Here is a 22,961-nt window from a genome sequence, read left to right on the forward strand (position 1 = left end):
TTAATCAGCGAGTCAGCTTGGGAAGAAATGACCTGCTTATTCGCACCTTCCCTAAAGGAATATTTAATGAGCAATCAAAAAACTATTTCGACAATTTTCGATGCTGCTCTGGCTATGTGGGGATATGACCATCAGGTACTGGCAACAGCCGAAGAATGTAATGAGTTAGCCGCTGCGTGCACTCGTTTTGTTACTCATAAAGCGAATGGTAATCGCATCGCCGAAGAAGCAGCAGACGTTGAAATTATGATTGAGCAGCTTCGGCATAATGGAATGAGTGACATGATTGACCAGCATAAAACCCGAAAAATGGATCGTCTGGCTCGACGCGTGGAGGTCCATCTGGATTCGGTATCACCTACCAGCCCGCCAGTATCTGCCATGTTTGAAGAAGCGGTTGAGCAGCTTGAAATGGCTCAGGCTCTTTACATTGACAGGCAATCCAGTAACCGTCTGGCCGCAGCAAGAACCCGCCGTTGCATTGCCCTCCTGATGCAAGCTGCACAGAATATGATGCGCGAGCAGCAGTTGGCTGAACAAAGTATGGGGACGCGCCTATGAGTCGTGCATCTTTAATTACCCTTATCCATGTGGCCAAAAATAAACTGCAGCTGGATGATGACACTTATCGTTCGGTGCTCCAGAACGCTACCGGTGAAATCAGTTGCCGTAAACTGACGGTCAGCCAGTTAGAAAAGGTTTTAAAGACACTGGAAGAAAAAGGATTTAACCGACAAAAAAGAAGTAAACGTCGCCAGAATACGGCTCTGCCAGAAAGCGACAAAATCCGCATGATATGGCGAAATATGGCGGAGCATGGTTTTCTGGTTGATGCCAGCGAAGCGGCCCTTGACCATTTCGCCGAGCGCATCACCAGACTCAAAAACGGGGGCGAAGGTGTTGCAACATTATCATGGTTACGTGGTGAAAAACTTCTGAGCGTTCTGGAAAGTCTTAAGCAATGGCATATCCGTGAGATGAAATCTTCTCTCGCGGCTCATGGCGTCATAATGCCAGTGAACCCACGAACCGGGGCCGAGAGTCGGGATTATGGCACCATTCTTTCGGCGTATAACGACGCAGCAAAAAGGTGGGCGAAATGAGTAATGACCTGTTTGGTGATGTTCGCGACGATAGTATTCTTGACCATATTGACGATGAGGTGGAAAGTTCTCGTTTCCCGTCTCTGCTTGCAGAGCTGAATGCACTTTTGCGTGTTGAGCTTGGCCGCCTTGGATATGATCCGAAACATTCGATTGAGCTGGTTGCCGCTATCAGCGGGAAAATTGGCGGTATGCAGGTCTATTTTCCTCGCGGGCAGGTGCTTGAGCAGCTCGTTCGCGACATGCGGATCTGGCGTGACTTCACTGGCGATAATGTCCAGGAACTGGTTGAACGCTACCATGTGACCTACAAAACAGTGTATAAAGCTATCAAACGGATGCGTAGGTTAGAATTAAGCAAAAGACAATATTCTCTGGATATGGAGTAATGGCTATGGCTGGTGGTGTGTTGATTGATATTGTTGTCATTATCTGTGTGTTTTGGGTGTTCTTTGATGCAGCTAGTCACAATATAGGGAGTTATGTGGTAGCGGATGGTATTCAAAAGGGATATAGAAAGGGCCTGCATCCAGTTGCGTGGGCTATCTTGAGTTTTCTTATTCTTCCTTTTTTCTTCTATCTGCTGAAAAGGAAGTCCTTGCTGGAAACCGCAAAAGAAAACCCCGCCGTTACTGATAAAAGCATAAGTTTTATTATTCTACTGCTACTGGCATCAGCTTGGATTCTATATAGCTATAGGGAAATATTATTTTACTAATTCAGTAAATATCCAATGAAGCCGGTAAATCCGGCTTTTTTTATGCCCGCGACAAAATGGGGAAAGTATCACTTTCTTCCCTATTACAGGAGCAGGCATGACCGGTTCAATACTCTCTCCCGCATTTGCTCACGCACTCTCTTTCGTTCTTGCCCGTGAAGGTGGTTATGTCAATGACCCCAACGATAAAGGCGGAGAAACCAACTTTGGTATTTCTGATAAACGCGATGGGGTTGCTGATGGGCTCACCGATGTTAACGGTGACGGCAAGCCAGAGACCAAAATTAAAGACCTAAACAAAGAACAGGCTGGGCAGATTTATTATCGCGATTACTGGTATCCGGCATATTGCGAAAAATGGCCAGATGGCATTTCCCTTTTCATGTTTGATGCCGCTGTTCAGCATGGCGTTAAAAAGGCGATCCAGTTACTGCAGGAAGCTGTTGGTGTTTCTGCCGATAGCATCGTCGGCCCTAAAACTATCAATGCAGTCACCAGCGCTGATGCTGAATGGCTGCTCAATCGTTGCTTTCTCCGTCGTTCCCGCTATTACGCCAGCATCATCAAATCCAATGCCTCCCAGGGCAAATACCTCAACGGCTGGTTTAACCGACTCGATGAGCTGGCGAACGCCTGCCAGGAGGTTATCGGCGGTCAGATCTCGGTAGCCCGGAGCTAATCATGGGCAAAGGCTGGGATGCGTCAATGCGTCAGGGGCGGCGTGACCGTATCCGGCAGGAAGTGCTCCATCGTGTTGGGAACGGACCGCCTCCCGTTCCCATTGATTATTCAGGTTGTGATGGCACCCATGCGAGCTATTACCGCAAAGGGTGGGACTCCGTAGATATCAGAGACATCGTCTGGCAATGCCAGCGCTATAAGGAAAAACACCGTGTTTAAATCTTTTGACTTCACCTGGTTCAAACAGGCTTTACTCCGCGTTTCTCAATCAGGCTGGTTTGTGCTGGCTCTGGTCGTTCTGTCGCTCGTGTTCTGCAATATTTATGGACGCCAGGCTTTTATTGTGTGGTGGTGTGCATTCTCTGGGGTTGGGCTTATCGGCTTCAGTATCTTCCTCGGTAATCTGCCTTATCGGCTCCTTAAACCTGATACTCGCCTCAGTCGTTTTGTCCATTTCTGGGCGTGGCTGGTCTGGTCTGTGGGGGCTCTTTTGATTGTACTTTCGCCGATTTTCGCAGAGCCACTAAAGCTTATCTGGCTGGCCCCCGTCGGCGCGGCCGCTGCGCTGCTGTGCTGCCACTGGGTATCACGTAAGGGGGTGCTCGCATGGATCCAGTAACGCTCACCACAATCGCCTCGGTTCTTCTGAAGGCCGGGCCAACCCTCGTTCGTACCGTCGGTAACTGGTTTGGTGGTGATGCAGCGAAAACGGCGGACTCTGTCGCCGGCATTGTTGAAACCGTTAATGGTGCGATTAACCCGACAGACCAGCAGCGGGTGCTTGAGCAGAAGCTGGCACAGCTCCCGCCTGAACAGTTCGTCCAGCTCGAATCACTGAAAGTCCAGCTGGAGTCGTATCAGCTTGAGCGGGATAAAGCGCTGCTGGCCGACCAGCAAGCTGCCCATCACGAACAGCAGGAAACCATCCGTAACGGCGACAATGCAACGGACGAATATGTCCGTCAGACCCGCCCACGCATGGCCAGACTGTCTCTCTACAGCAGCATTATTTATGTGATGTTGATGTCTCTGGGGCAGCAGGCTGGCGCAATATCGGGGGCTTTTGGTCATGCCTTCTCGATGCCAGAACCTGACTGGGATATTGCGCTGATGCTGGCAACACCTGCGCTGAGTTATCTGGGATTCAGAACGCTCGACGGTTTCGCCCGATACAGCAAATCCAGTAAGCACAAGGTGGTAATTCCCCGATGACAGATGCTTTCGATCGCGCCAGCAGCCTTGAAACAACGGATCGCGAACGCGCCTTAAACAACCATTTAAGCCGCATAAAAGAGCGAGCTGAACATCCTGGATTCTGCAACGACTGTGGCAATGACATCCCGGAAAGACGCTTAGCTGCCAATCCGGATGCAGTGACCTGCTTGACCTGTCAGTACATCAGAGAAAAAAGGGGGAAGCGTGGGCTGGGAAGTCGTTAAAGGTAACTGGACCATTATCTGGGCGCTGTTTATGTCAGCAGTGAGCGTTATTCAGCTTTTGCTGGCAAAGACCTACGTCAAGCGCGAAGAGCTGGACCTGATGCGCCAGCGCGTTCAGGGGCTGGAAAACACGATCGCAGTGTTACCCAGCCAGAAAGACCTCCACCAACTGCAACTGGAGATGAGCAATCTGCGGGGCGAGCTGCGCGAGCTGGCCCCGTCCATTCGTCAGGTTTCGCGCATCAGCGACTTACTTCTGGAAAACGAACTGAAGGATAAATAGAGGATATGTCTATGCGTGATTTACTTGACCAGGACCAGCGCCTGGTCCTTTTGCGCTCCCTGCTCGATTGTGGTGACAGCGCTAACGAATCCATTCTGCAGACCTGCCTGCAGACCTATGGCCATAAGGTTTCTCGTGACTCAGTCAGGACGCAACTTGCCTGGCTGAAAGAACAGGGGCTGGTCTCTCTGAGTGATGTTTCCGGCTGTTATGTGGCGGAAATCACCGGCCGGGGTGATGAAGTCGCCAGCGGTCTCATCACCGTTCCTGGTGTCAAAAAACCACGTCCACGGGGGTAATGATGGCGAATAAGCTGAAACCACTGACAAAGGGTGAACGTAACATCATTAATCTGATGGCGGGCGTGCTGGTGTGCCTTGAGCTTGAGGTCCGGGCGGTAGCCCCGCAAGTGGAGAAGTCAACGGGTGAGAAATACGACCATAATGCCCCTGACTCCTACCTGAATACGTTTCTGAATAACAACCCGGAATACAAGCGAGCCTGGAAGCTTCTGCTGAAAGATAAGGCCAGCCATGAGCGCGGGTTCCTGACGAAAATCAGGGGGGAGCATGGCGAGTGAACAACGTCCAACCCGTGGCCGGCCCTCAAAGATTGATCTCCTCCCAGATATGGTTCGCGATCATCTGCACCAGCTGCTGCGCAATAAACGGCATACCCAGGAGGAAATCCGGGAAGCCATTAATGAGCTGATTGCTGAGCATAACCTTCCGGAGGATATGAAACTTAGCCGTACCGGTCTCAACCGCTATGCAAGCCGCATGGAAGAGTTCGGCGCAAAAATTCGCGCCTCCCGCGAGATGGCTGAAATCTGGGCCGCAAAGCTCGGTTCTGCACCGTCCTCTGATGTTGGTAAATTACTGCTGGAGTTTGTGAAGACGCTGGCGTTTGAGACTTCAATGGAGCTGGCCGACAGTGATAAGACCGTCGAGCCTAAAGCGCTGGGGCAACTGGCACTGGTCGCCCAGCGGCTTGAGGCGGCTGCGATGGCCAGCCATAAGCGAGAAAAAGAAATTCGCCAGGCATTTGCTGAAGAAGCGGCGGCGCAAGCAGAGAAAATCACCAAACAGGCGGGGCTTTCCGCTGAGACCGCTGCTGATATCCGCCGCCAGATTCTGGGGATCGCGTAATGGTTGATATGGTCACAGACAGCGCCCTGAACAGCGCATCCGCTGCGGCGATTCTGGCTGGTGAGTTTGACCAGGACCAGGTGCTTTTACCCTACCAGCGCCGCTGGATTGCCGATACAGCTCAAATCAAGATCGGCGAAAAGTCGCGTCGTACCGGGTTAACCTGGGCAGAAGCAGCTGATGCCGCCCTGAATGGCTCGATGTCGAGAGAGGCTGGCGGCTGCGATACTTTCTATGTCGGCACGACAAAAGACATGGCGCGTGAGTTTATTGATGCCTGCGCCATGTGGGCCAAAGCTTACGACTGGGCGGCATCCGACATCGGCGAAGAGGTTCTCAAGGACGAAGACAAAGACATTCTGGTTTACGTCATTAACTTTGCCAGCGGTTTTAAAATTAAAGCACTGTCCTCTAATCCGTCCAACCTGCGCGGTATGCAGGGTAATGTCATTATCGATGAGGCGGGTTTTCAGGGCGATCTGGCAGCGTTACTGAAGGCTGCGCTGGCGCTGACCATGTGGGGCAGTAAAGTCCGGATTATCTCCACCCATAACGGCATCGAGAACCTGTTCAATACGCTCATAACCGAAAGCCGCGCGGGGAAGCGCCGTTACTCGGTACACCGTATTGATATAGAACTGGCTATCTCCGAGGGTCTTTATAAGCGAATCTGCCAGGTCACCCGGCAGACATGGTCGCCTGCAGCCGAGGAAGAATGGCTGGACAACCTGCTGAGCGATACCGCAACTGAAGAAGATGCCCGCGAGGAATACTACTGCGAGCCGAAGAACGGCGGCGGGACTTATCTGGCCCGTTCCATTCGTGAGCGAGCGGCCCGAGGCTCTGGCCCCGTTCTGCGCTTCACCGGTTCGACAGAGTTCAATGCTACGCCTGAAGGTGTCAGGGCGCTGGATATGCAGGACTGGCTTGAGCGGATTGTGCTGCCGGAACTGAATAAGCTGCCGCAAAACCTCCGCCACTGTCTGGGGGAAGACTTTGCTCGTTCTGGCCACCTCACCGTCTTTGCCCCGATGACGGTCAACGACGACACCACCCGCACGGTTCCCTTTCTGGTCGAGTTCGCGAACGTTCCTTACAAACAGCAGGAACAGGCGCTGTTCTTTATCTGCGATCGCCTTCCCCGCAGGGATGGCATCAAGCTCGATGGCCGTGGGAACGGTAACTATCTGGCCGAACAGGCGGCTGAACGGTATGGCGATGAGGTCGAAGTGGTCATGCCTTCAGTTGGCCACTATCGGGAAAACATGCCCCGCTTTAAATCAGCCTTTGAAGATGACGAACTGGTGTTACCTAAGCATGAAGACGTTATCAGTGACCTCGGGCAGATTGTCATCCTGCGCGGCACTCCCGGAATTGATGACCGGGAGAATACAGGCAGCGATGGCCACAAGCGCCACGGTGACAGCGCCTATGCCATCTTCCTGGCGTTTCTCGCCAGTAAAGAGGATTGCCGGCGATACGAGCTGCATCGCCTCAATAATCCGACACAGCAGCGTAACCGCGACAGCAAGCGCCAGTTGCGCACGACCCGTGGCCTTAAAAATCAGCGAGGACTGCTTTGATGAAGAAAAAACGCAAAGGTGCTACCCGTAGCCTGCTCAATCCGGCAACAGATAATCCGGTTACCGTTAATGAAGAGAATATGACCCAGCCGGAAGCGCGGGCCAGACGCGCCAGCGTCCGGACTCCATCACCCGGCATCAGTGTTGCCAGTACGTTGTCCCCGGCGCGATTAGCCGGGGTATTACGTAATGTGACCGACGGAAACGCTCGGGATTACTTCATCCTTGCTGAAGAAATGGAAGAGCGCGATCTACATTATGCGAGTGTGCTCCGTACCCGTAAGCTTACTGTGGCCAGTCTTATTCCGAGCGTCGTTGCCGGCAGCGATGACGAACATGATGTGATGCTGGCAGATGCGGTGCGCAACCTGATGGAACAGCCGCAAATCCCCGAACTACTGTTCGATCTGCTGGATGGCCTCGGTAAGGGCGTCGGGGTATGTGAAATCCTCTGGAGCACGCGTGATGTCTGGATTCCCTATGATTACGAATGGGTGGACCCGCGCTTCCTGAAGCCAGACAGCGACACGCTGCGCGAGTTCAGGTTGCTGACCGATGAGCAGCCAGTTGACGGTATTCCGCTGACGCCGGGTAAGTATGTGATGCACTATCCCCGACTGAAATCGGGTTTACCGCTGCGTAATGGTCTGGCTCGTCTGGTGGCGGTGATGTACATGCTGAAGTCTTTCACCGTGCGTGACTGGTGGGCGTTTGCTGAAAAATTCGGTATTCCGATTGTTGTCGGGAAATATGGTGCGAACGCCTCCCCGGAACAGATCCAGACGCTGATTGATGCCATTGCGTCTATTGCGTCAGATGCTGGCTGTGCTATTCCCCAGTCTATGCAGCTCGATATGCAGGAGACCGCCAGTCGCAATGGCGGAGGGGTACTGTTTAAAGAAATGGCTGACTGGTGCGATGCTCAAACCAGTAAAGCGGTACTTGGCCAGACGATGACCACAGATGATGGTAGTTCGCGGGCGCAGGCTGATGTTCATGATCGGGTGCGAATGGACATCGCCCGATGGGATGCTCGCCAACTGGAGAACACCATCAATGAGTTTCTGGTTCGCCCGTTTATCCAGTTCAACTACGGGCCGCAGGAGCGATACCCTCTCGTTAAACTGCCCATCAGCGAGCCGGAAGACCTCAAGGCATTTGTTGATGCGCTGACGCCATTAATCGATCGCGGGATGCGCGTCCAGGAGTCTGAGATCCGCGATAAGTTTGGTCTGACTGAGCCGGAGCAAGGTGCGGCTGTACTGGCCCCATCGAACAGCTTTACGGCTTACAGCATGGCTCCCACGCTGAACCGCGAGCAGATTGCACTCAATCGTGCTCAGGATGATGAAATTGATGCGATGGTCAATGACGCGCTACAGGACTGGGAACAAACCGGTGATGCGTTTACCGGTCCTGTGCTGCAGCTGGCGAACGACGTGGACAGTTTCGACGAATTCCTGGCTCGCCTTCCTGCGCTGCAGAAGTCTCTTAAACCTGATGATTTCGTCCAGCAGCTGGCGTTGCTGAGTTTTAAAGCGCGTGCGCTGGGAGATGCCAGCGATGCCTGAATCAACCATTATCCCCAAAGAGGCGCTGGCCTGGCTGAAGTCTAAAAAGCTGAAGCCCGGCTTTGATCACCGTGATGTCTGGCGTGAAGAAAATAGCCTCGGTTTCACCGTGGCTAAAATGACGCAGCTTGATCTGCTGCAGGACGTGAAGACCATTCTGGAGGAAGCGCTGGTCAGCGGGCAGACCTTCACCCAGTTCAGGGAAACCCTGAAACCGATGCTGGTAAAACGTGGCTGGTGGGGTGTTCAGATGATGGATGACCCGCTGACGCAGGAATCCAGGGCGGTGCAGCTTGGCAGCGACAGGCGTTTACGTACCATTTACGATACCAACATGCGGACCGCCCGCAGCGCGGGCCAGTGGAATCGCATTGAACGGACCAAACGCGCTATGCCTTACCTGCTGTATACGCTGGGGCCATCACGCGAGCATCGACAGGAGCACCTGTGGTGGGCGGACCTTTGTTTGCCGGTGGATGATCCGTTCTGGCAAACGCACATCGGCCCCAACGGCTGGGGCTGTAAATGCGGGGTTCGGCAGGTCAGCAGGCATGAGTACCAGCAGCTCCAGCAGAATGGCGTCACCCGCAACGTGCAGCAGCTCGATGACAGCGGCAATCCAACGGGCCATGTTATCCGTCAGTCCGTGCCGGTCCGTACTGAAGCGCCAGCCATCAAAAGAGTTAAGTGGGTCAATAAGCGTACCGGCGAAGAGGAAATGGTCCCACAGGGTATTGATCCGGGGTGGGACTATAATCCGGGTACAGGGCGCAAAGCTGAGTTGGAACGTCAGCTACAGCTGAAACAGCAGGCATTTGACGCGGGGATGTAACGGCAACAATAACCTGCCAGAATCGCGCGTAGTGACGTTATCGCGCTTTGTGATACGATGACGCTCTGAAATTTTCTTAAACGCTTACAGGCGTTTTTAAACGTGGTTTAAACGGGGTTAGCCGCTTCGTTTAGAGTGAAGCCGGTAAATCCGGCTTTTTTTTTGCCTTCCTCATACTGTCCGTACCCGCAAACACAAACGGACAGCATCATGAATACCACCCAGCCGGAACTTCTGGCTCTCTGCTTTGAACTGCCTGATTTATCTGACGTCAGCAAGCCGTTACCTGAATGGCTGCCAATGATCCCTGCGGGAACGTTTACTGGTCGTGATGGCCGTTCGTGGATTAACGACAATCCAGCGTCTGTTGTCTCCGCGTCGTTTCGTTACCCTAAGCTGCCATTCGATATGGAGCACGCTACCGAACTCAAAGGCCCGAAAGGCGAAGAAGCCCCGGCTTATGCCTGGATTGATGCCCTTCGCGTCAATGACGACGGCAGTATTGATGCGCATATCGAGTGGACTGCAGACGGTGAAGCTATCGTTCGCGGTAAAAAATACCGTTACTACAGCCCTGCATTCTTCAATAGCGCCAACGCACAGGTGACACGCCTGTCCAGCGCTGGCCTGACCAACAAACCCAACCTGTATTTACCCGCCCTTAATTCGGAGAACTCCATGACCGTACCTGTGCAGATTGCCACGGTGCTGGGTCTTGCTGCTACCGCGTCCGTTGATGACGCTGTGTCGGCGATCCAGACCATTCAGAGCAGCGAGAAAGTTGCTTTAAACCGCGCTCAAAACCCGGACCTGTCGAAGTTTATTCCGGTAGAGACCCATCAACTGGCGCTTAACCGGGCCGAAACGGCGGAGAGTCGCCTGAAAGCCCTGGATGACAAAGCCGCAATGGACCTTGTCGACGGCGCTGTGACTGCCGGGAAAGTTGCGCCGGCGAACCGGGATATGTACCTGGCGCTTTGCCGTACTGAAGAAGGCCGTCAGCAGTTTACCGCTTTCATGCAAACCGCGCCGGTACTGGTCAACGCGGACCCAACCAAAGGGAAAGAGAACAAAGACCAGACCCAGTTGACCGAAACCGAACTGGCGATGTGCCGCAGCATGGGCCTCTCCAAAGAAGAGTTTCTCGCCGCTAAACCGAAACAGGAGCAATAAGAATGCCGCAACCATCAGCAGAAATTCTGCACGCACTCTCAACGTCACTGAGCGCAGCGTTCACAAAAGGTCTGGCGGGAATTAAACCGCAGTATCTGCGTATCGCAACCGAAGTGCCAAGCAGCGCAGCATCCAACACTTATGGCTGGTTATCAGACTTGCCAGAAATTAAAGAATGGGTGGGCGCACGTCAGCTGGCACAGCTTTCTCAGCAGGGCTACACCATCCCGAACAAGACGTGGGAGAACTCGATTCGCGTCAAGCGTGAAAGCATTGAAGACGATCAGATCGGTCAGTACAGCATCAATGCACAGGCATTTGGCCGACAGGTCTCTGAGTTTCCGGACAAATTGAGCTTCCCGCTTCTGGTGGCTGGGTTCAACACATTATGTTTTGACGGCCAGAACTTCTTCGATACAGACCACCCGATGGCGGGTAGTACCTACAGCAATATTGTTGGTGATGTCGAGACGGATGCCGGCGAGCCTTGGTTCCTGATTGATGAAACTCAGGTGCTCAAGCCGATCCTGTATCAAATCCGCCGTCCCTTTGATTTCCACGCACTGGATGACCTCAACAGTGAGCATACCTTCCTGCAGAACGAATTTCTGTTTGGCGTCGACGGCCGTTGCAACGTTGGCTTTGGTTTCTGGCAGACCGCTTGCGCCTCACGTGCACCACTAACCCCTGCGAACTATGAAGCAGCAGTGAAAGTACTGCAGGGAATGAAACGTGATTCTGGTGAGCCACTGGGTATCCGTCCGACGACGCTGGTTGTGGGACCGAACAACCGTGCAGCAGCGAAGAAAATCATCGATGCCATGCTGGTCGATGGCGGCGATTCCAACATCTATTACAAAGATGTGGAAATCGTTGATACCCCGTTCATTACCACGCCTGCTGCACCGGCACCTTAACCGTCAGTCTCCGTTTAATCCGTTACAGCAGGTTAAAGCCTGCTGTAACCCACCTTTAAGAGGATGGAACAGTGAGTGGAACGAAAGAAAAAACAACGGGTAAGCAAAACGCTAAAGGTCGCGCTGGCAAGGTTTCAGCGCAGGAAATGGCACCGGCTGATGCACTTAACGCGGCGGGAGCTGAACTGCCAGCAACATTGCCAGGGCACTACGCTGCGGTGGGTTCGCGAGCCATCGGTGTAAGTGCCAGTGCGGTTGATGAGAGTCTGACAGAGGCAGGCTTAGCGTCAGGAGGCCATTCATCTGCACTCAACATGATCCCTCTTTCAATGCCTGAAACGAGTGATGTGCAGGTGCTTGAGGTCCGGGCGGTTAACGAGCGCGGCTTCTGGCGTTGCGGCCGTTTCTGGCCACGTGAGCCGGTTCATGTTTTTGCCAGTGATGATCCTGATGGTGATAACGAGGCGAATGTGCTGGAAGGTGATGTCGTTGTGGAATGCTTCATCAGCCATGAAATGGCGGCACGACTCAAAGCTGAGCCAAACCTGCAGGTGAAGGTTCTCGTCACGAAGTCGGAGGTTTAAATGGGCATTTACGTTACCCGTGATGATCTGCTGGCAACGGATGGTGCGCTGGTCTGGAACATGGCCATCGACAAGTCTACTGAGCAGCTCGACGAAGCGAAGATTGAAACCGCGATTGATGATGCTGATGCCGAAATCAATTCGTTTCTGTCACGTCGCTATCAGCTGCCGCTGAATATCTCCGTCGTCCCGCGCCCGCTGCATCGGGTAGCAACGTCCATTGCCCTTTACTGGTTATCTGAACGAGACAACCAGATAACAGACCTTATTCAGAAGCGTTATGACAGCGCCATTCTGACGCTGAAAGAGATGGCCAGCGGTACGCGTGATCTCGGTCTGCCGACGGATACCACGCCACCTGAAACGGACAACGGCAAAATCATTATCACTTCTGATAACCAGCGGCTGTTCACGCGTAATAAGCTGCGTGGGGTGCTGTGATGTCGATATCTGTCGAGGTCATGGGCGCTGAGAAGCTGGCGCAGATCAGGCTGGCCATCGAGAAACTGTCCGACAGTTCGCTGCAGGAAGAGCTGCTGGAAAGTATCGGGGCCGTTGTTGAATCTCAGACTCGCCGCCGCATCAGTGATGAAAAAACCAGTCCATCTGGTGAGAAGTGGCAGGGCTGGTCGGATACATACAGTAAGACCCGCCACGGCAATCAGAGCCTGCTGCAGGGGGACGGCGGTCTGATGGATAGCATCCAGCATATCGTTGAACGGGGGCGCGTTCGTGTCGGTTCGCCACTCGCTTACGCGGCTGTCCATCAGGATGGTTTTGCCGGCAATGTGTCCGTTAGTTCCCACAAGCGGCTCATTACCCAGGCTTTTGGTCGCGCTCTGAAGCATGGTGTCTGGCAGACCGTCGGCGCGCATCAGCGCCTGATGAATATGCCACAGCGTGAATACCTCGGACTGTCATCTGAAGCGCCTGATGAATATGCCACAGCGTGAATACCTCGGACTGTCATCTGAAAACTCAGAAGAGCTGATGCATGTCATTGGCGACTTCTGGCAGGGAGTTCTTCCATGAGTCAAAGACCCACACTGCTGACCACCGGCAGCACGATTGCCGCTGCTGAAAATATTGTTGCCTGGCTTAAGCAATCCCCGTCTCCGGATGAACCCGGTAAGGGGCTTATGGGGAGTAACCCGGACCAGGTGAAAGTCATTGAACGTCATATCGGGCAGTTCAACACACCTGCTGAGGTCAAAACCTATTTGTCCGATCGGGATGGCTGTATCCGCATTGCCGCACTGCGCATCCGTAATATCCGCCAGCTAGCGGGCGGAATGGTTGGTGATGTTACCTGGGCTGCTTATGTCATGGCGACGGATTCCTGGGCATACACACGGGACATCCGCTGCGAAGTCCTGGTTGGCAAACTGGCTCGCCGCATCGCTGCACGTGGTGCTGCTGCCGGCATGAAGGCTGAGCGTGCTGCCGACGCTATCAGTGCTGACAACATCTACTCCGGTGGCCTCAATGAACTCGGGCTGACGATGTGGGCCGTGACGTGGGAGCAGGCATTCCGGCTGGACGAAGAGATCGACATTGCCGCATTGCCTGATTTCCTGCGGCTGGGGGCGACGCTTGCCGTAAATGGCGGTGAAACCGAGCTTAAAGGCGTGATTAACGTAAGAGAATAGAACCCATGATAAAGCTGATTAAACCGTCCCGTGAGGGGCTGATGGTCCGTAAACCCGATGGCAACCATCTGAAACCAGAAGGTGAACGACTGCCGATGAAAGCCTGGTGGTATCGCCGGCAGGCGGAAGGCGATGTGACGATCTCCGATGTACCCAAAGAGCCGGTAACGGCTGAAGCCCAGAAACATAAAGCCGGGGAGAAATAACGATGGCACTTGGTTCAATTCCAGATGATATCCGCGTTCCGCTGGTATACATCGAGATCGACAATTCACAGGCGCTAAGCAGTGCGCCGGCACAGTCCCGCAAGGTGATTGTTATTGGTCACCAGATGGACACCGGCACAGCGGCGGCGCTTACCCAGAATCGCATCACCAGTGACGGCATGACCGAACAGCTTTATGGCAAAGGCTCGATGCTGGCTGAGATGCTCAAAATGTATCGCAAAGCCAACAAATACACTGAAACATGGGCGATGGGCCTTGCTGATCTTGCCAGCGGTGCGGCAGCGAAAGCCTCGCTGACAGTGACCGGAACCGCTACCGCAGCCGGTACGCTCGCATTGATGATCAACGGCGTTTCCGTGCAGGTTGGCGTCGGCAGTAGCGACAATAAAGATGCGGTGGCCACTGCAATTGTTGAGGCAGTTAACAGTCTGCCGGCAACGATGGCCACTGCCGCTCTCGCAGCCGATAAAACGGATACCGTCGAACTGGTGGCGAACTGGAGCGGCGTTAGCGGTAATGCAATGGATGTGCGACTGAACTATTACACCGGTGAGCAACTGCCATCGGGTATCAGTGTCACTACTACCGCATTTTCGGGCGGCACGGGGACGCCTGATATTGCAGCCGCCGTCGCAGCCCTGGGCGATGACTGGTACACCGACATCATCTTTGCGTTTAACGATACCCAGAGTCTCAATACCATTCGCGATGAACTGGTTGAGCGCTGGGGGCCGCTGAAAATGATCGAAGCCCAGCTCTGGTCCGGCTATCGCGGCACTCACGCTGAAACCGGCACGTATGGTGACGCCCGCAATGACTGGCTGATTTCGAACATGTCCACCAATATTGCGCCGCAGCCGCACTGGATTTGGGCAGCTTCTTACGGCGGCATTGCCTCTTATTATCTGGCTATCGACCCGGCCCGCCCGCTGCAGACGCTGGTTATGCCAGGCATTCTTGCGCCGTCTAAAGAGGTTCGCTGGGATATGCCGGAGCGCAATCTGCTGCTGCATGATGGCATGGCCACGCATTTTGTGGATGCCGGCGGTAATGTCTGCATTGAGCGCGAAATCACGATGTATCGCGTGAATCAGTATGGTGACCCAGACACGTCTTACCTCGATGTGCAGTCTCCGGCCACGCTGGGGCGCATTCGTTACATCATCAAAAATCGTTTCTCCACACGCTACCCTCGCCACAAGCTGGCCGGTGATGACGTTCTTGACCTGCTTGACCCTGGTCAGCCGGTGATGACGCCAAAAATTGCCCGCGCTGAGCTGCTGGATATTGCACTGACTGAGCTGGTGCCGGCAGGTCTGGTGGAAGACTTCGACGACTATAAAGAGACGCTCGATGTCGATATCGACAGCAACGATGCAAACCGCCTGAATTTCATCGCGCATCCGAATCTGGTTAATCAGCTGCGTGTGCTGGCCGGTCTTATCCAGTTCAAACAATAAGGGGGAAACATGTCGATTTTAGGAATGGCGTCAATTCGCGTTAACGGACGCGAATACAAAACTGAAGGTAAATCCACGCTGAATCCGGGCGGCTTTGCCCGAACGCAGCATATGGGAGGCGGCAAGGTCTGGGGAACGTCGCGCAAAATGGCCGGCCCTTCCATTCAGATGACTCTGGCCGCTGCTGACGATATGGATGTCATTGAGATCAGCAACCTTGAGAATGCCACGGTGATGTTTGAAGGTGACAACGGTCTGAATTATATGATGACCGGGGCGGCGACGGATAACCCGGCAACTCTCGATGAAGACGCCGGTACTATCAGCGCGAACTTCGTCGGTACCCAACTGGTGAAGGTGTAAGTCATGGCACAGATGAGCGTTACCCTGAAGCACGGTTTTATTACCGGGAAAGGCACTGAGGATGAAACCCGCCATACCAGCGTCACCTTCCGTGAACTGACATCGGAAGATGTGATTAAGTCTCAGTTAGCGGCTGAGCGCGTGGTCATCGGCGAAAATGGCAAAGCTGTTGCCTACTGCTCTGAAGTGCTGATGGGGCTGGAAATGCTACGCCGGCAGATCCTTCAGGTGGGCAGTATCCCCGGCCCGCTATCCGTCAAACAGCTGTATTCCTTCCATCCGGAAGACCTTGAGTTGTTGACGGAAAAAGCGGGAGCGATGGACGACCTGCTGGCGGAGACCAGTAATCGGGGGCGAGCTGATGCCGCTGGCGACGGCGCTCAGTAATCTCATCGTCAACCTGTCTCAGCGTTTTGATATCAACTACCTCCAGCAGTTGCCCTTGCGGCAGCTGCTGCGTCTCACAGACCAACTGAGGAAGCAACATGGCAAGCCGCCTCACAACTGAAATCCTTATTAACCTTGCCGGCAACCTGACCGCCAAGGCTCGCCAGTACGGGGCGAACATGTCCGAGTTCGCCCGCCGTAACGAGCGGGCAATGTCTGTCGTGAAGGCCACCACGGCAGCTGCTGGACGTGGGCTTGATGCTTTGGGAAACCGGTATACCGGAATGATTGCCGGGTTTGCTGGCGGAGCCATGCTGCGAGAATTTGCCCAGACAGACCGCCGTATTACGCGTATGGGCCTTGCTGCAGAGAAAACCCGCGCAGAAATGGCCCAGATGTTCGGTGGTATGCAGGATGCGGCCATTAAGTTCAAAGTGGATGACAGTGAAGTGATTGGAGCTGTTGAAAAAATCGGTACTGTCACCGGTGATATCGACTTTGGCTTTAAAAATAAGAACAACCTTGCAGCATCAATTGCAGCATCTGGCGGTTCAGGCGAGTCTATCGGGGGACTTTTTGCCCAGTTCCCTAAATACCAGTTGATGTCTGAAAAGCAAACGCTGGAAGCGATGGACACCTTAAACAAGCTGGGTAAAGAAGGCGCTTTTGAATTAAAGGATATTGCTGAAAAAGGTGTCCGGGCGCTCTCCATGTATTCAGCGGCCGGTGGTAAAGGTGTGGCTGGTATCAAAGATGTCGGTGTTGCGCTGGAATCGGCTATTGACGTGACGGGCGATCGAGATACCGCTGCTACTGCAGTTGAAAACCTGATTCGCGATCTTCAGGTTCCCAAAGTGGTAAAAACCCTCAAACACAATGGCATCAATGTGTTCGACAAAGAGGGGCAAATGCGGTCTTTGCCTGTTCTCTTGCAGGAAATATCCAAACGGTCAGGCAGTAAAGGGGCTGAACAGCAGAACGCACGCTTGTTGGGGGCGGGCTTTAATCAGGACAGTATTCTTTTAATCAGCAGCGTAACGTCCGGTAAAGGAGCTGAGAACTTAAAGCGCTATCAGTCAGTCGTTGCCGACGGTCAGGGTATTCTTGATGACGCCGCCTATGCGGCACAGGATTTTACCTCTGCTATCCAGAGTTTAAGCACAACGTGGGAAAAGTTTGCCAATAGCAATCTGGCTAAACCCGTGCAGGAGTTGGCTGACGCCCTGAACGCCGTGGACCAGGAGACCGTGCAGAACTGGCTTGAGATTGGCAAGAATATCACGATCGCCGTGGGTGGCATCATTGCTGCCCGCAAGGCATTTCAGTTGGGTAAAGGCGTGGTGGATATGTTCAGTACCGGTGCAGGGAAAGGTATCCCTAAAGGAGTTGCTGATGTTTTTGGCTCCGGCGTGATGCCTGTTTATGTAGTGAATATGGGTAAAGGTGGAATGGGCAATGACAACGGCCCAGAACTGCCTGATAGTCAGAATAAAAAGAATCCTTCATTACATCCCGGCCTTGTAACAACAGCGATTTCAACCGCTAGTGAACTTACTTCAATTATTCCATTCCCGGAGACTGACGAGCAGAAGAGCGATTTACTTCAGAAGGTTAAAGAAAATAACAACCGTCGTACCATGTGGAACGATATTAAAGATTGGTTCACTAGCACGGCAAATGCTCCGCAGATAGCGAACCCGCAGCCGTGGGCTAGTCTGCAGCCCCAGTCATCCTCTTATCCTGCCGTTCCTCCATCTCTGAAGGGAGAGATTCGCGTGATAGTCGAGGGCGATGCTCGTGTTAAAAGCGTCAAGATGGACCAGCCAGGTGTCACTCTGAGCGCCCAGTCTGGCGTATCTAATGTGGAGCAGAACTGATGGCTACTGGTAAATGGGAAACTCTGCATGAGGCATCATTCCGGAATGTACCTTTCTATTTAGCTGATAACGAAGGTACTAGCGGGCGTCGTGCGATTCCACGTGCATACCCTAAAAAGGAAGTCGGCTGGACGGAAGATAACGGTGCGGTCCTGACCCAGCAACAAATCAACGGCAAGCTGATTGGGAAGGACTATCAAAAGCAGTTAGAGGCGCTTTTAACCGCCCTTAATGCTGCTGGCCCCGGCGAACTGGTGCACCCGTGGTTTGGTATCCAGAAGGTTCAGGTGGGCAAGGTTTCCCACAAACTGAGCACCGAAGAAGGCGGGGTCGCTTATGTCAATTTTGAAGTATTTGAGGCCGGTGAGCGTCTTTTCCCCGCTCCGAAAGAGGATACCAGCCAGACTGCATTAAGTGCTGCTGATTCCGTCACTGAGGCGCTGGCCAATGGTGATTATTTTTCCGCGCTTGATGGTCTTGGCGACATGACCGACACGCTGCTGGATGACCTGCAGGGGCTGGTGATGAATCTGCCCACGATCCCTTCGGCCCTGACTGACTGGGTGGACCGCGCTGGCCGCTTTAAAGACCTTGCCGGCATTATCATTGCAAAACCCGGTGAGCTGGTACGGCAGTTCTCCAGTCTTACCAGCAGCGTTCGCGATATCGTCAGCGAGCCGCCCTGGTCTCTTCGCGTCTATGACCAGCTCCGCAGTCAATGGGCTGGCGAACGCGCGGCCAGTTCAGCGACAAAGAGCCTGCCCGCGAATATGCCTGTCACCGTCAGTTCGCCAGCGAATGGTGTGATGGGGATTGCCGGCAGCGTACCAACAACAACGATCACCCCATCGACAGCCATGCAGACCAACATCAGCGACTTTCGCCAGATGGTCGTAATTACTTCCGTCGTTGCCCAGGCTGAAGCTGTGGCCACAATGGAGTTTTCGACCTCTGATGAGGCCACTCAGGCGGGTGATAAGCTCGCGCAGCAGCTTGCTGAGTTCGCGGTCACCGCTGTTGAAAATGGTCAGCGTGAGCTGTGGCGAACATTACGTGATTTGCGCTTTGCCGTGGTGAACGATGTTCGGGTTCGCGGCGCTCAGTTGCCCGATATCCGGACACTAAACACCACAGTAACAACGACGGCGGCGCTATTGGCATGGCGTGAAACAGGTGATACCGAAAACCGGGAAGCCATTGTCTCCCGCAACAGGTTGCGTGATCCGTCTTTTATTCTTCCATCCACCACGATTGAGGTTATTGAGTAATGGATAATCAGCAAACCCCGGAAGCTGTAATGCTGACCGTTCAGGGGCAGCAGTGGGATGGCTGGACTGAAATGTCCATCACCCGGTCACTGGATGCTATTGCCGGCGAATTTGATCTCACGGTTACCACACAGTGGTCAGAGGCAGCTCCGCGCACTATCAAAGAAGGTCTGGCTTGTACGGTTGCCATTGGCAGCGATACCGTCCTGACGGGGTATATTGATGACTTTATCCCCAGCTATGACGCTGAGAATGTTTCAATCCGGGTTATGGGCCGCGATAAGACAGGTGACCTGGTAGACAGCTCTGTCGTGCATAAATCTGGGCAATGGAAAGGTATTCGTCTTGAGCAACTGGCTCGGGAGATTGCCCAGCCTTACGGTATCAGCGTCATCAATGAGACCGATACCGGTGATTCGTTTCCTAGCGTGGTACTTGAGCAGGGTGAGACGGGCTTTGATCTGCTCGACAGACTGGCAAAACAGCGAGGTGTGTTGCTTACATCGAATGCTAGTGGAAACCTCGTTATTACCCGAGCCTCAACGCGTCGTGCATCAGTTGCCCTGGTCCTTGGTGAAAACATTCTCGCGGCGCGTGGCCGCTTCAGCTGGCGCGAACGGGCCAGTCAGTACATCGTCAAAGGAAGCTCCAGTGCCGGTGGCAGCACATGGGATGACCAGCCAGCAAAAGTTATCGGTGGTCGCCAGGTCAGTATCGATGACACCGAAATCAACCGCTACCGCCCGAAAATTCTGGTCAATGAAGATAGCCTGACAGTTGGCGGTGCCAGTACGCGCGGCGACTGGTACAAAGCCCGAATGATGGGGGAAGCTAACACCACCGAGATTACCGTTGCGGGCTGGCGTGAGAATGGCTACACCGGCCCGCTATGGCAGCCGAATGTCCTCACGGATATTCGCGATCCGGTTCAGAACCTCGATACCACCTGGTTAATTAAGACGGTGACCTTCTCTGAAGGTGATGGTGGCCGTATTTCAGTGCTGGCATTGGTGCCGCCTGAATCTCTCGATCTCCCGGAGACGAAGGCTAAAGGCAAAGGTAAAAAAGGCAGTAAAGCAAAGGTGACTGCGACATGGGATTAAATCCAGCAAATTTTGGCCGCACGTTGAATCAGCTTGCCCGCCGCCTTCGTCTTATTGTTGACCGCGCTGTTGTCCGGATTGTGACGGACAGCCTGGGGCGTCAGAATCTGCAGGTTCAGTCACTGGCAGATGCTACCAACGATGATGTTGAACGTTTTCAGCAGTACGGATTTACCTCTGTCCCTCCTGCCGGCAGTGAGGCCATTATTCTGGCCGTTGGTGGGCGGCGTGAAAGTCTGGTCGCTATCGCGGTTGAAGATAAACGCTGTCGCCCGAAAGGACTGGAGGAAGGTGATGTATGTCTTTATCATCAGGACGGCCAGTCGATGATTATTCTGAAAGCTGGCGGAATCATCGACGTAAGAGGGAAGCGGGTAAATTATACCGGCGACGAATTATTTGAGATTAATAGTGCTCAACTTAAATTCGTCGGTCCTGCTGAATTCACCGAGGATATTACTGTTAATGGTAAATCCTTCCTCAAACATATTCATAAGGATGGCGACAATGCTGATACAACTGCGCCCTTATGACGATTGGACTGAACTGGCAAAACCTTTTATCTCGCGGTGATATCACCGTTCAGCATGACGGCCTGTCGCTTGACGACGGGCTTGTTACTTTAGTCCTTATCTGCTTATTCACCGATGCTCGCGCTGATGCCGATGATGAAATACCTGACGGCTCTGGCGACCCTCGCGGCTGGCCCGGCGACACATTCAGCGATACCCCGTGGGGGTCAAAACTCTGGCTTCTGGAACGTGAGAAGTTAACCGAGTCTGTTCGGCTCCGGGTTGAAGATTATGCCCGTTTAGCTATGCAACCGTTGTTGCGTTCAGGATATGCCCGGACCGCGAGTGTTACAGCCACAATCGCGGCATCTGACCGAGTCAATTTTATTGTGATCTTAACCCGGCCTGATAAATCAGTGCTCAATATCCAATTAAGCCGACGCTGGGAGGCAACCGCAAATGCCATTTAACGTACCGGCATTACGCAAAATTATTGCTGACGGGAAAAACGATATTGAGATTGAACTCAATATTCCTGCATTGCCGCCTGTTGGGGTTGAGAATGCCATTAATATTTCGGTCAGTAGTCAGGTCCGGGACATTTATGATCATCAGAGCTGGATTGCTGATCAGATAATTCCGTCCCCAAAGTCAGATGACCAGACCATTATCGATACCGCGTCATCAGAAGGTGTTATCCGCAAACAAGCGACGTTTGCCACCGGTCCTGCTGCGTTCACCAGCTCTGCTGCTCTTCCTGCTGATACTGAAATGCAGACTTCAACTGGCATGGTTTATCGCGTACTCAGCTCTTCAGAGCCTAGCGATGGGACTGTCTCTGTACTAATCCAGTCTGACCAGGTTGGCGTTGATGGAAACTTGCCAGCAGGTGAAGTTCTTACTCTTCTTTCTCCGATTGCTGGCACTGACAGTAATGGCGTTGTTGCTGACGCCGGCATTACAGACGGTGCTGATATTGAACCGATTAGTGAACTACTGGATCGCCTTCTTTATCGCAAACGGAATCCGCCCGTTGGTGGTGCAGTACATGACTATGTTCTTTGGGCACGAGAGATGGCCGGTGTTAGCCGCGCCTGGTGTTTTGATGCGTGGCATGGGCCATCAACCGTTGGTCTTGCATGGGTTTATGATGGCCGCGCAGATATAACGCCAACCGAAGCTGATCGCGAAAATATGGAAGCCTACATCTACCGTCATTCTGATCCCGCAACGGGTAACTATGTTGGTAAGCCAGGCGGGATTGAGGTGTGGCCGGTTGTTCTGGGATTAAAGCCGGTGCCGATGTCCATCAAGCTCACACCCGACAATGATGCAACACGAGCTGCCGTTCAGGCCAACCTCGCTGCTCTGCAAAAAACACTTTCACCGGGCCAGAAGCTCCAGCTCTCTTCTGTCCGAACGGCGATTGGCTCGGCCACTGGTGTAACCGATTATGTGCTTTCGCTGAGTGCTGATATTACAGCCACAACGGAAGAACTCATTACCATCGGGGAGATTACATGGCTCACAGCATAGATGACTGGCTCCACGCCCTGCAGCAGGTAATGCCGAGAGGCAAGGCGTGGCCACGTGATCAGAATGCCGATTTAACTCATCTTTTACGGGCATTAGCACGTCGTTTAAGCCGGGCAGAAGCCAATGGCGATATGTTGCTGGCTGAGATGAGACCCGAAACGACCTTCCAGCTGCTTGAAGAATGGGAGGGATACCTTGAACTTCCTGAGTGCGGGCTTGCCAGCGGGACCATTGAGGAAAGACGAGCGGCAGTCGTTGAGAAGTACCACCGCAAAGGCGAGCTAGCACCCTGGCAGATTGAGGCTGTTGCAGCGGCACTGGGCTTTACTGTGTCAGTCCACGTGATTCTTCCTCATCATTGCTTGCGCAGCTGTATGTATCCGCTTTATCCGGCGCGTTATCGCTGGTTACTGCAAATTGATGTCCAGGAGATTAAAGGTGGGCGATTTACCTGCATAGATAATGTTATGACCCCACTGTTATCTGAGAGAGCTAGGGAAGGTGCGAATAAGCAGGTCATTTCTTCCCAAGCTGACTCGCTGATTAA

Annotated in this window: 33 protein-coding genes; all 33 read left to right on the top strand. The window is 53.4% G+C overall.

Features of this window, described 5'->3' with window-relative positions; all coding sequences use genetic code 11:
- A partial coding sequence (locus V6942_RS22705) for a hypothetical protein (RefSeq protein ID WP_333501832.1) occupies nt 1-561 on the top strand: 561 nt, incomplete at its 5' end.
- Nucleotides 558-1,103, top strand: a complete 546-nt coding sequence (locus tag V6942_RS22710; RefSeq protein ID WP_182929338.1) for a gp16 family protein — start codon at nt 558-560, stop codon at nt 1,101-1,103. The genes V6942_RS22705 and V6942_RS22710, both read left to right, overlap by 4 nt.
- Nucleotides 1,100-1,492 carry a Mor transcription activator family protein gene (locus V6942_RS22715; protein ID WP_182929337.1) on the top strand — a complete coding sequence of 131 codons (393 nt, stop codon included), beginning with the start codon at nt 1,100-1,102 and terminating at the stop codon, nt 1,490-1,492. The genes V6942_RS22710 and V6942_RS22715 overlap by 4 nt, the downstream gene beginning before the upstream one ends.
- Nucleotides 1,492-1,821, top strand: coding sequence for a hypothetical protein (locus V6942_RS22720; RefSeq protein ID WP_227674116.1), 330 nt, complete (start codon nt 1,492-1,494; stop codon nt 1,819-1,821). Before V6942_RS22715 ends, V6942_RS22720 begins: the two co-directional genes overlap by 1 nt.
- A 97-nt stretch (nt 1,822-1,918) precedes the next feature.
- Complete coding sequence (locus V6942_RS22725) at nt 1,919-2,500, top strand: glycoside hydrolase family 108 protein (protein ID WP_333501833.1); 582 nt, start codon at nt 1,919-1,921, stop codon at nt 2,498-2,500.
- Between the two features lie 2 nt (nt 2,501-2,502).
- Nucleotides 2,503-2,721: a hypothetical protein gene (locus tag V6942_RS22730; protein ID WP_333501834.1), complete on the top strand. Its 219-nt coding sequence runs from the start codon at nt 2,503-2,505 to the stop codon at nt 2,719-2,721.
- Nucleotides 2,714-3,121, top strand: a complete 408-nt coding sequence (locus V6942_RS22735; RefSeq protein ID WP_333501835.1) for a hypothetical protein — start codon at nt 2,714-2,716, stop codon at nt 3,119-3,121. The genes V6942_RS22730 and V6942_RS22735 overlap by 8 nt, the downstream gene beginning before the upstream one ends.
- A complete protein-coding gene (locus V6942_RS22740; protein ID WP_333501836.1) occupies nt 3,109-3,714 on the top strand; it encodes a hypothetical protein in 606 nt (201 codons plus the stop codon). Before V6942_RS22735 ends, V6942_RS22740 begins: the two co-directional genes overlap by 13 nt.
- Nucleotides 3,711-3,941, top strand: coding sequence for a TraR/DksA family transcriptional regulator (locus tag V6942_RS22745; RefSeq protein WP_333501837.1), 231 nt, complete (start codon nt 3,711-3,713; stop codon nt 3,939-3,941). The genes V6942_RS22740 and V6942_RS22745 overlap by 4 nt, the downstream gene beginning before the upstream one ends.
- Nucleotides 3,922-4,224, top strand: coding sequence for a DUF2730 family protein (locus tag V6942_RS22750; RefSeq protein WP_163446208.1), 303 nt, complete (start codon nt 3,922-3,924; stop codon nt 4,222-4,224). Before V6942_RS22745 ends, V6942_RS22750 begins: the two co-directional genes overlap by 20 nt.
- An 11-nt stretch (nt 4,225-4,235) precedes the next feature.
- Nucleotides 4,236-4,523, top strand: coding sequence for an ArsR family transcriptional regulator (locus tag V6942_RS22755; RefSeq protein WP_234507909.1), 288 nt, complete (start codon nt 4,236-4,238; stop codon nt 4,521-4,523).
- Nucleotides 4,524-4,525: 2 nt separating this feature from the next.
- The gene (locus V6942_RS22760; RefSeq protein WP_333501838.1) at nt 4,526-4,804 is read left to right on the top strand and encodes a hypothetical protein; all 279 of its coding nucleotides are present in this window, start codon (nt 4,526-4,528) and stop codon (nt 4,802-4,804) included.
- Nucleotides 4,794-5,372, top strand: a complete 579-nt coding sequence (locus tag V6942_RS22765; RefSeq protein ID WP_234507913.1) for a DUF3486 family protein — start codon at nt 4,794-4,796, stop codon at nt 5,370-5,372. Before V6942_RS22760 ends, V6942_RS22765 begins: the two co-directional genes overlap by 11 nt.
- Before the next feature lie 8 nt (nt 5,373-5,380).
- Nucleotides 5,381-6,955 (top strand): terminase large subunit domain-containing protein, encoded by a 1,575-nt coding sequence (locus V6942_RS22770; RefSeq protein WP_420107861.1) that lies wholly within the window; start codon nt 5,381-5,383, stop codon nt 6,953-6,955.
- Nucleotides 6,955-8,526: a DUF935 domain-containing protein gene (locus tag V6942_RS22775; protein WP_163446204.1), complete on the top strand. Its 1,572-nt coding sequence runs from the start codon at nt 6,955-6,957 to the stop codon at nt 8,524-8,526. Before V6942_RS22770 ends, V6942_RS22775 begins: the two co-directional genes overlap by 1 nt.
- Entirely contained in the window at nt 8,519-9,358 is an 840-nt protein-coding gene (locus V6942_RS22780; protein ID WP_420107860.1) for a phage minor head protein, read from the top strand. Before V6942_RS22775 ends, V6942_RS22780 begins: the two co-directional genes overlap by 8 nt.
- 210 nt (nt 9,359-9,568) lie before the next feature.
- Nucleotides 9,569-10,531 carry a phage protease gene (locus tag V6942_RS22785; RefSeq protein WP_333501841.1) on the top strand — a complete coding sequence of 321 codons (963 nt, stop codon included), beginning with the start codon at nt 9,569-9,571 and terminating at the stop codon, nt 10,529-10,531.
- A 2-nt stretch (nt 10,532-10,533) separates the two neighbouring features.
- Entirely contained in the window at nt 10,534-11,448 is a 915-nt protein-coding gene (locus V6942_RS22790; RefSeq protein ID WP_333501842.1) for a Mu-like prophage major head subunit gpT family protein, read from the top strand.
- A gap of 71 nt (nt 11,449-11,519) precedes the next feature.
- A complete protein-coding gene (locus V6942_RS22795) occupies nt 11,520-12,032 on the top strand; it encodes a hypothetical protein (RefSeq protein WP_333501843.1) in 513 nt (170 codons plus the stop codon).
- Complete coding sequence (locus V6942_RS22800) at nt 12,033-12,473, top strand: DUF1320 domain-containing protein (RefSeq protein ID WP_333501844.1); 441 nt, start codon at nt 12,033-12,035, stop codon at nt 12,471-12,473.
- Nucleotides 12,473-12,985, top strand: a complete 513-nt coding sequence (locus tag V6942_RS22805; RefSeq protein WP_333501845.1) for a phage virion morphogenesis protein — start codon at nt 12,473-12,475, stop codon at nt 12,983-12,985. Before V6942_RS22800 ends, V6942_RS22805 begins: the two co-directional genes overlap by 1 nt.
- Before the next feature lie 75 nt (nt 12,986-13,060).
- Nucleotides 13,061-13,681, top strand: a complete 621-nt coding sequence (locus tag V6942_RS22810) for a hypothetical protein (protein WP_182929321.1) — start codon at nt 13,061-13,063, stop codon at nt 13,679-13,681.
- A gap of 5 nt (nt 13,682-13,686) precedes the next feature.
- Nucleotides 13,687-13,887 (top strand): DUF2635 domain-containing protein, encoded by a 201-nt coding sequence (locus tag V6942_RS22815; RefSeq protein ID WP_333501846.1) that lies wholly within the window; start codon nt 13,687-13,689, stop codon nt 13,885-13,887.
- A 2-nt stretch (nt 13,888-13,889) separates the two neighbouring features.
- Nucleotides 13,890-15,368, top strand: coding sequence for a phage tail sheath subtilisin-like domain-containing protein (locus V6942_RS22820; protein WP_333501847.1), 1,479 nt, complete (start codon nt 13,890-13,892; stop codon nt 15,366-15,368).
- A gap of 9 nt (nt 15,369-15,377) precedes the next feature.
- Nucleotides 15,378-15,731 (top strand): phage tail tube protein, encoded by a 354-nt coding sequence (locus tag V6942_RS22825; protein WP_234507957.1) that lies wholly within the window; start codon nt 15,378-15,380, stop codon nt 15,729-15,731.
- A gap of 3 nt (nt 15,732-15,734) precedes the next feature.
- Nucleotides 15,735-16,118 carry a phage tail assembly protein gene (locus V6942_RS22830; protein WP_312654836.1) on the top strand — a complete coding sequence of 128 codons (384 nt, stop codon included), beginning with the start codon at nt 15,735-15,737 and terminating at the stop codon, nt 16,116-16,118.
- Nucleotides 16,119-16,216: 98 nt separating this feature from the next.
- Nucleotides 16,217-17,995 (top strand): phage tail tape measure protein, encoded by a 1,779-nt coding sequence (locus tag V6942_RS22835; protein WP_333501848.1) that lies wholly within the window; start codon nt 16,217-16,219, stop codon nt 17,993-17,995.
- Nucleotides 17,995-19,263, top strand: coding sequence for a DNA circularization N-terminal domain-containing protein (locus V6942_RS22840; RefSeq protein ID WP_333501849.1), 1,269 nt, complete (start codon nt 17,995-17,997; stop codon nt 19,261-19,263). The genes V6942_RS22835 and V6942_RS22840 overlap by 1 nt, the downstream gene beginning before the upstream one ends.
- The gene (locus tag V6942_RS22845; RefSeq protein ID WP_333501850.1) at nt 19,263-20,366 is read left to right on the top strand and encodes a phage baseplate assembly protein; all 1,104 of its coding nucleotides are present in this window, start codon (nt 19,263-19,265) and stop codon (nt 20,364-20,366) included. The genes V6942_RS22840 and V6942_RS22845 overlap by 1 nt, the downstream gene beginning before the upstream one ends.
- Nucleotides 20,357-20,899 carry a phage baseplate assembly protein V gene (locus tag V6942_RS22850; protein WP_333501851.1) on the top strand — a complete coding sequence of 181 codons (543 nt, stop codon included), beginning with the start codon at nt 20,357-20,359 and terminating at the stop codon, nt 20,897-20,899. Before V6942_RS22845 ends, V6942_RS22850 begins: the two co-directional genes overlap by 10 nt.
- Nucleotides 20,896-21,348 (top strand): phage GP46 family protein, encoded by a 453-nt coding sequence (locus tag V6942_RS22855; RefSeq protein ID WP_333501852.1) that lies wholly within the window; start codon nt 20,896-20,898, stop codon nt 21,346-21,348. Before V6942_RS22850 ends, V6942_RS22855 begins: the two co-directional genes overlap by 4 nt.
- Nucleotides 21,338-22,414: a baseplate J/gp47 family protein gene (locus tag V6942_RS22860; RefSeq protein ID WP_333501853.1), complete on the top strand. Its 1,077-nt coding sequence runs from the start codon at nt 21,338-21,340 to the stop codon at nt 22,412-22,414. The genes V6942_RS22855 and V6942_RS22860 overlap by 11 nt, the downstream gene beginning before the upstream one ends.
- Nucleotides 22,399-22,961: YmfQ family protein (locus V6942_RS22865; protein WP_333501854.1), on the top strand; the 563-nt coding region annotated here is incomplete at its 3' end. The genes V6942_RS22860 and V6942_RS22865, both read left to right, overlap by 16 nt.

Source organism: Kluyvera genomosp. 2 (assembly GCF_036759865.1).
GTDB classification, from domain to species: domain Bacteria; phylum Pseudomonadota; class Gammaproteobacteria; order Enterobacterales; family Enterobacteriaceae; genus Kluyvera; species Kluyvera ascorbata_B.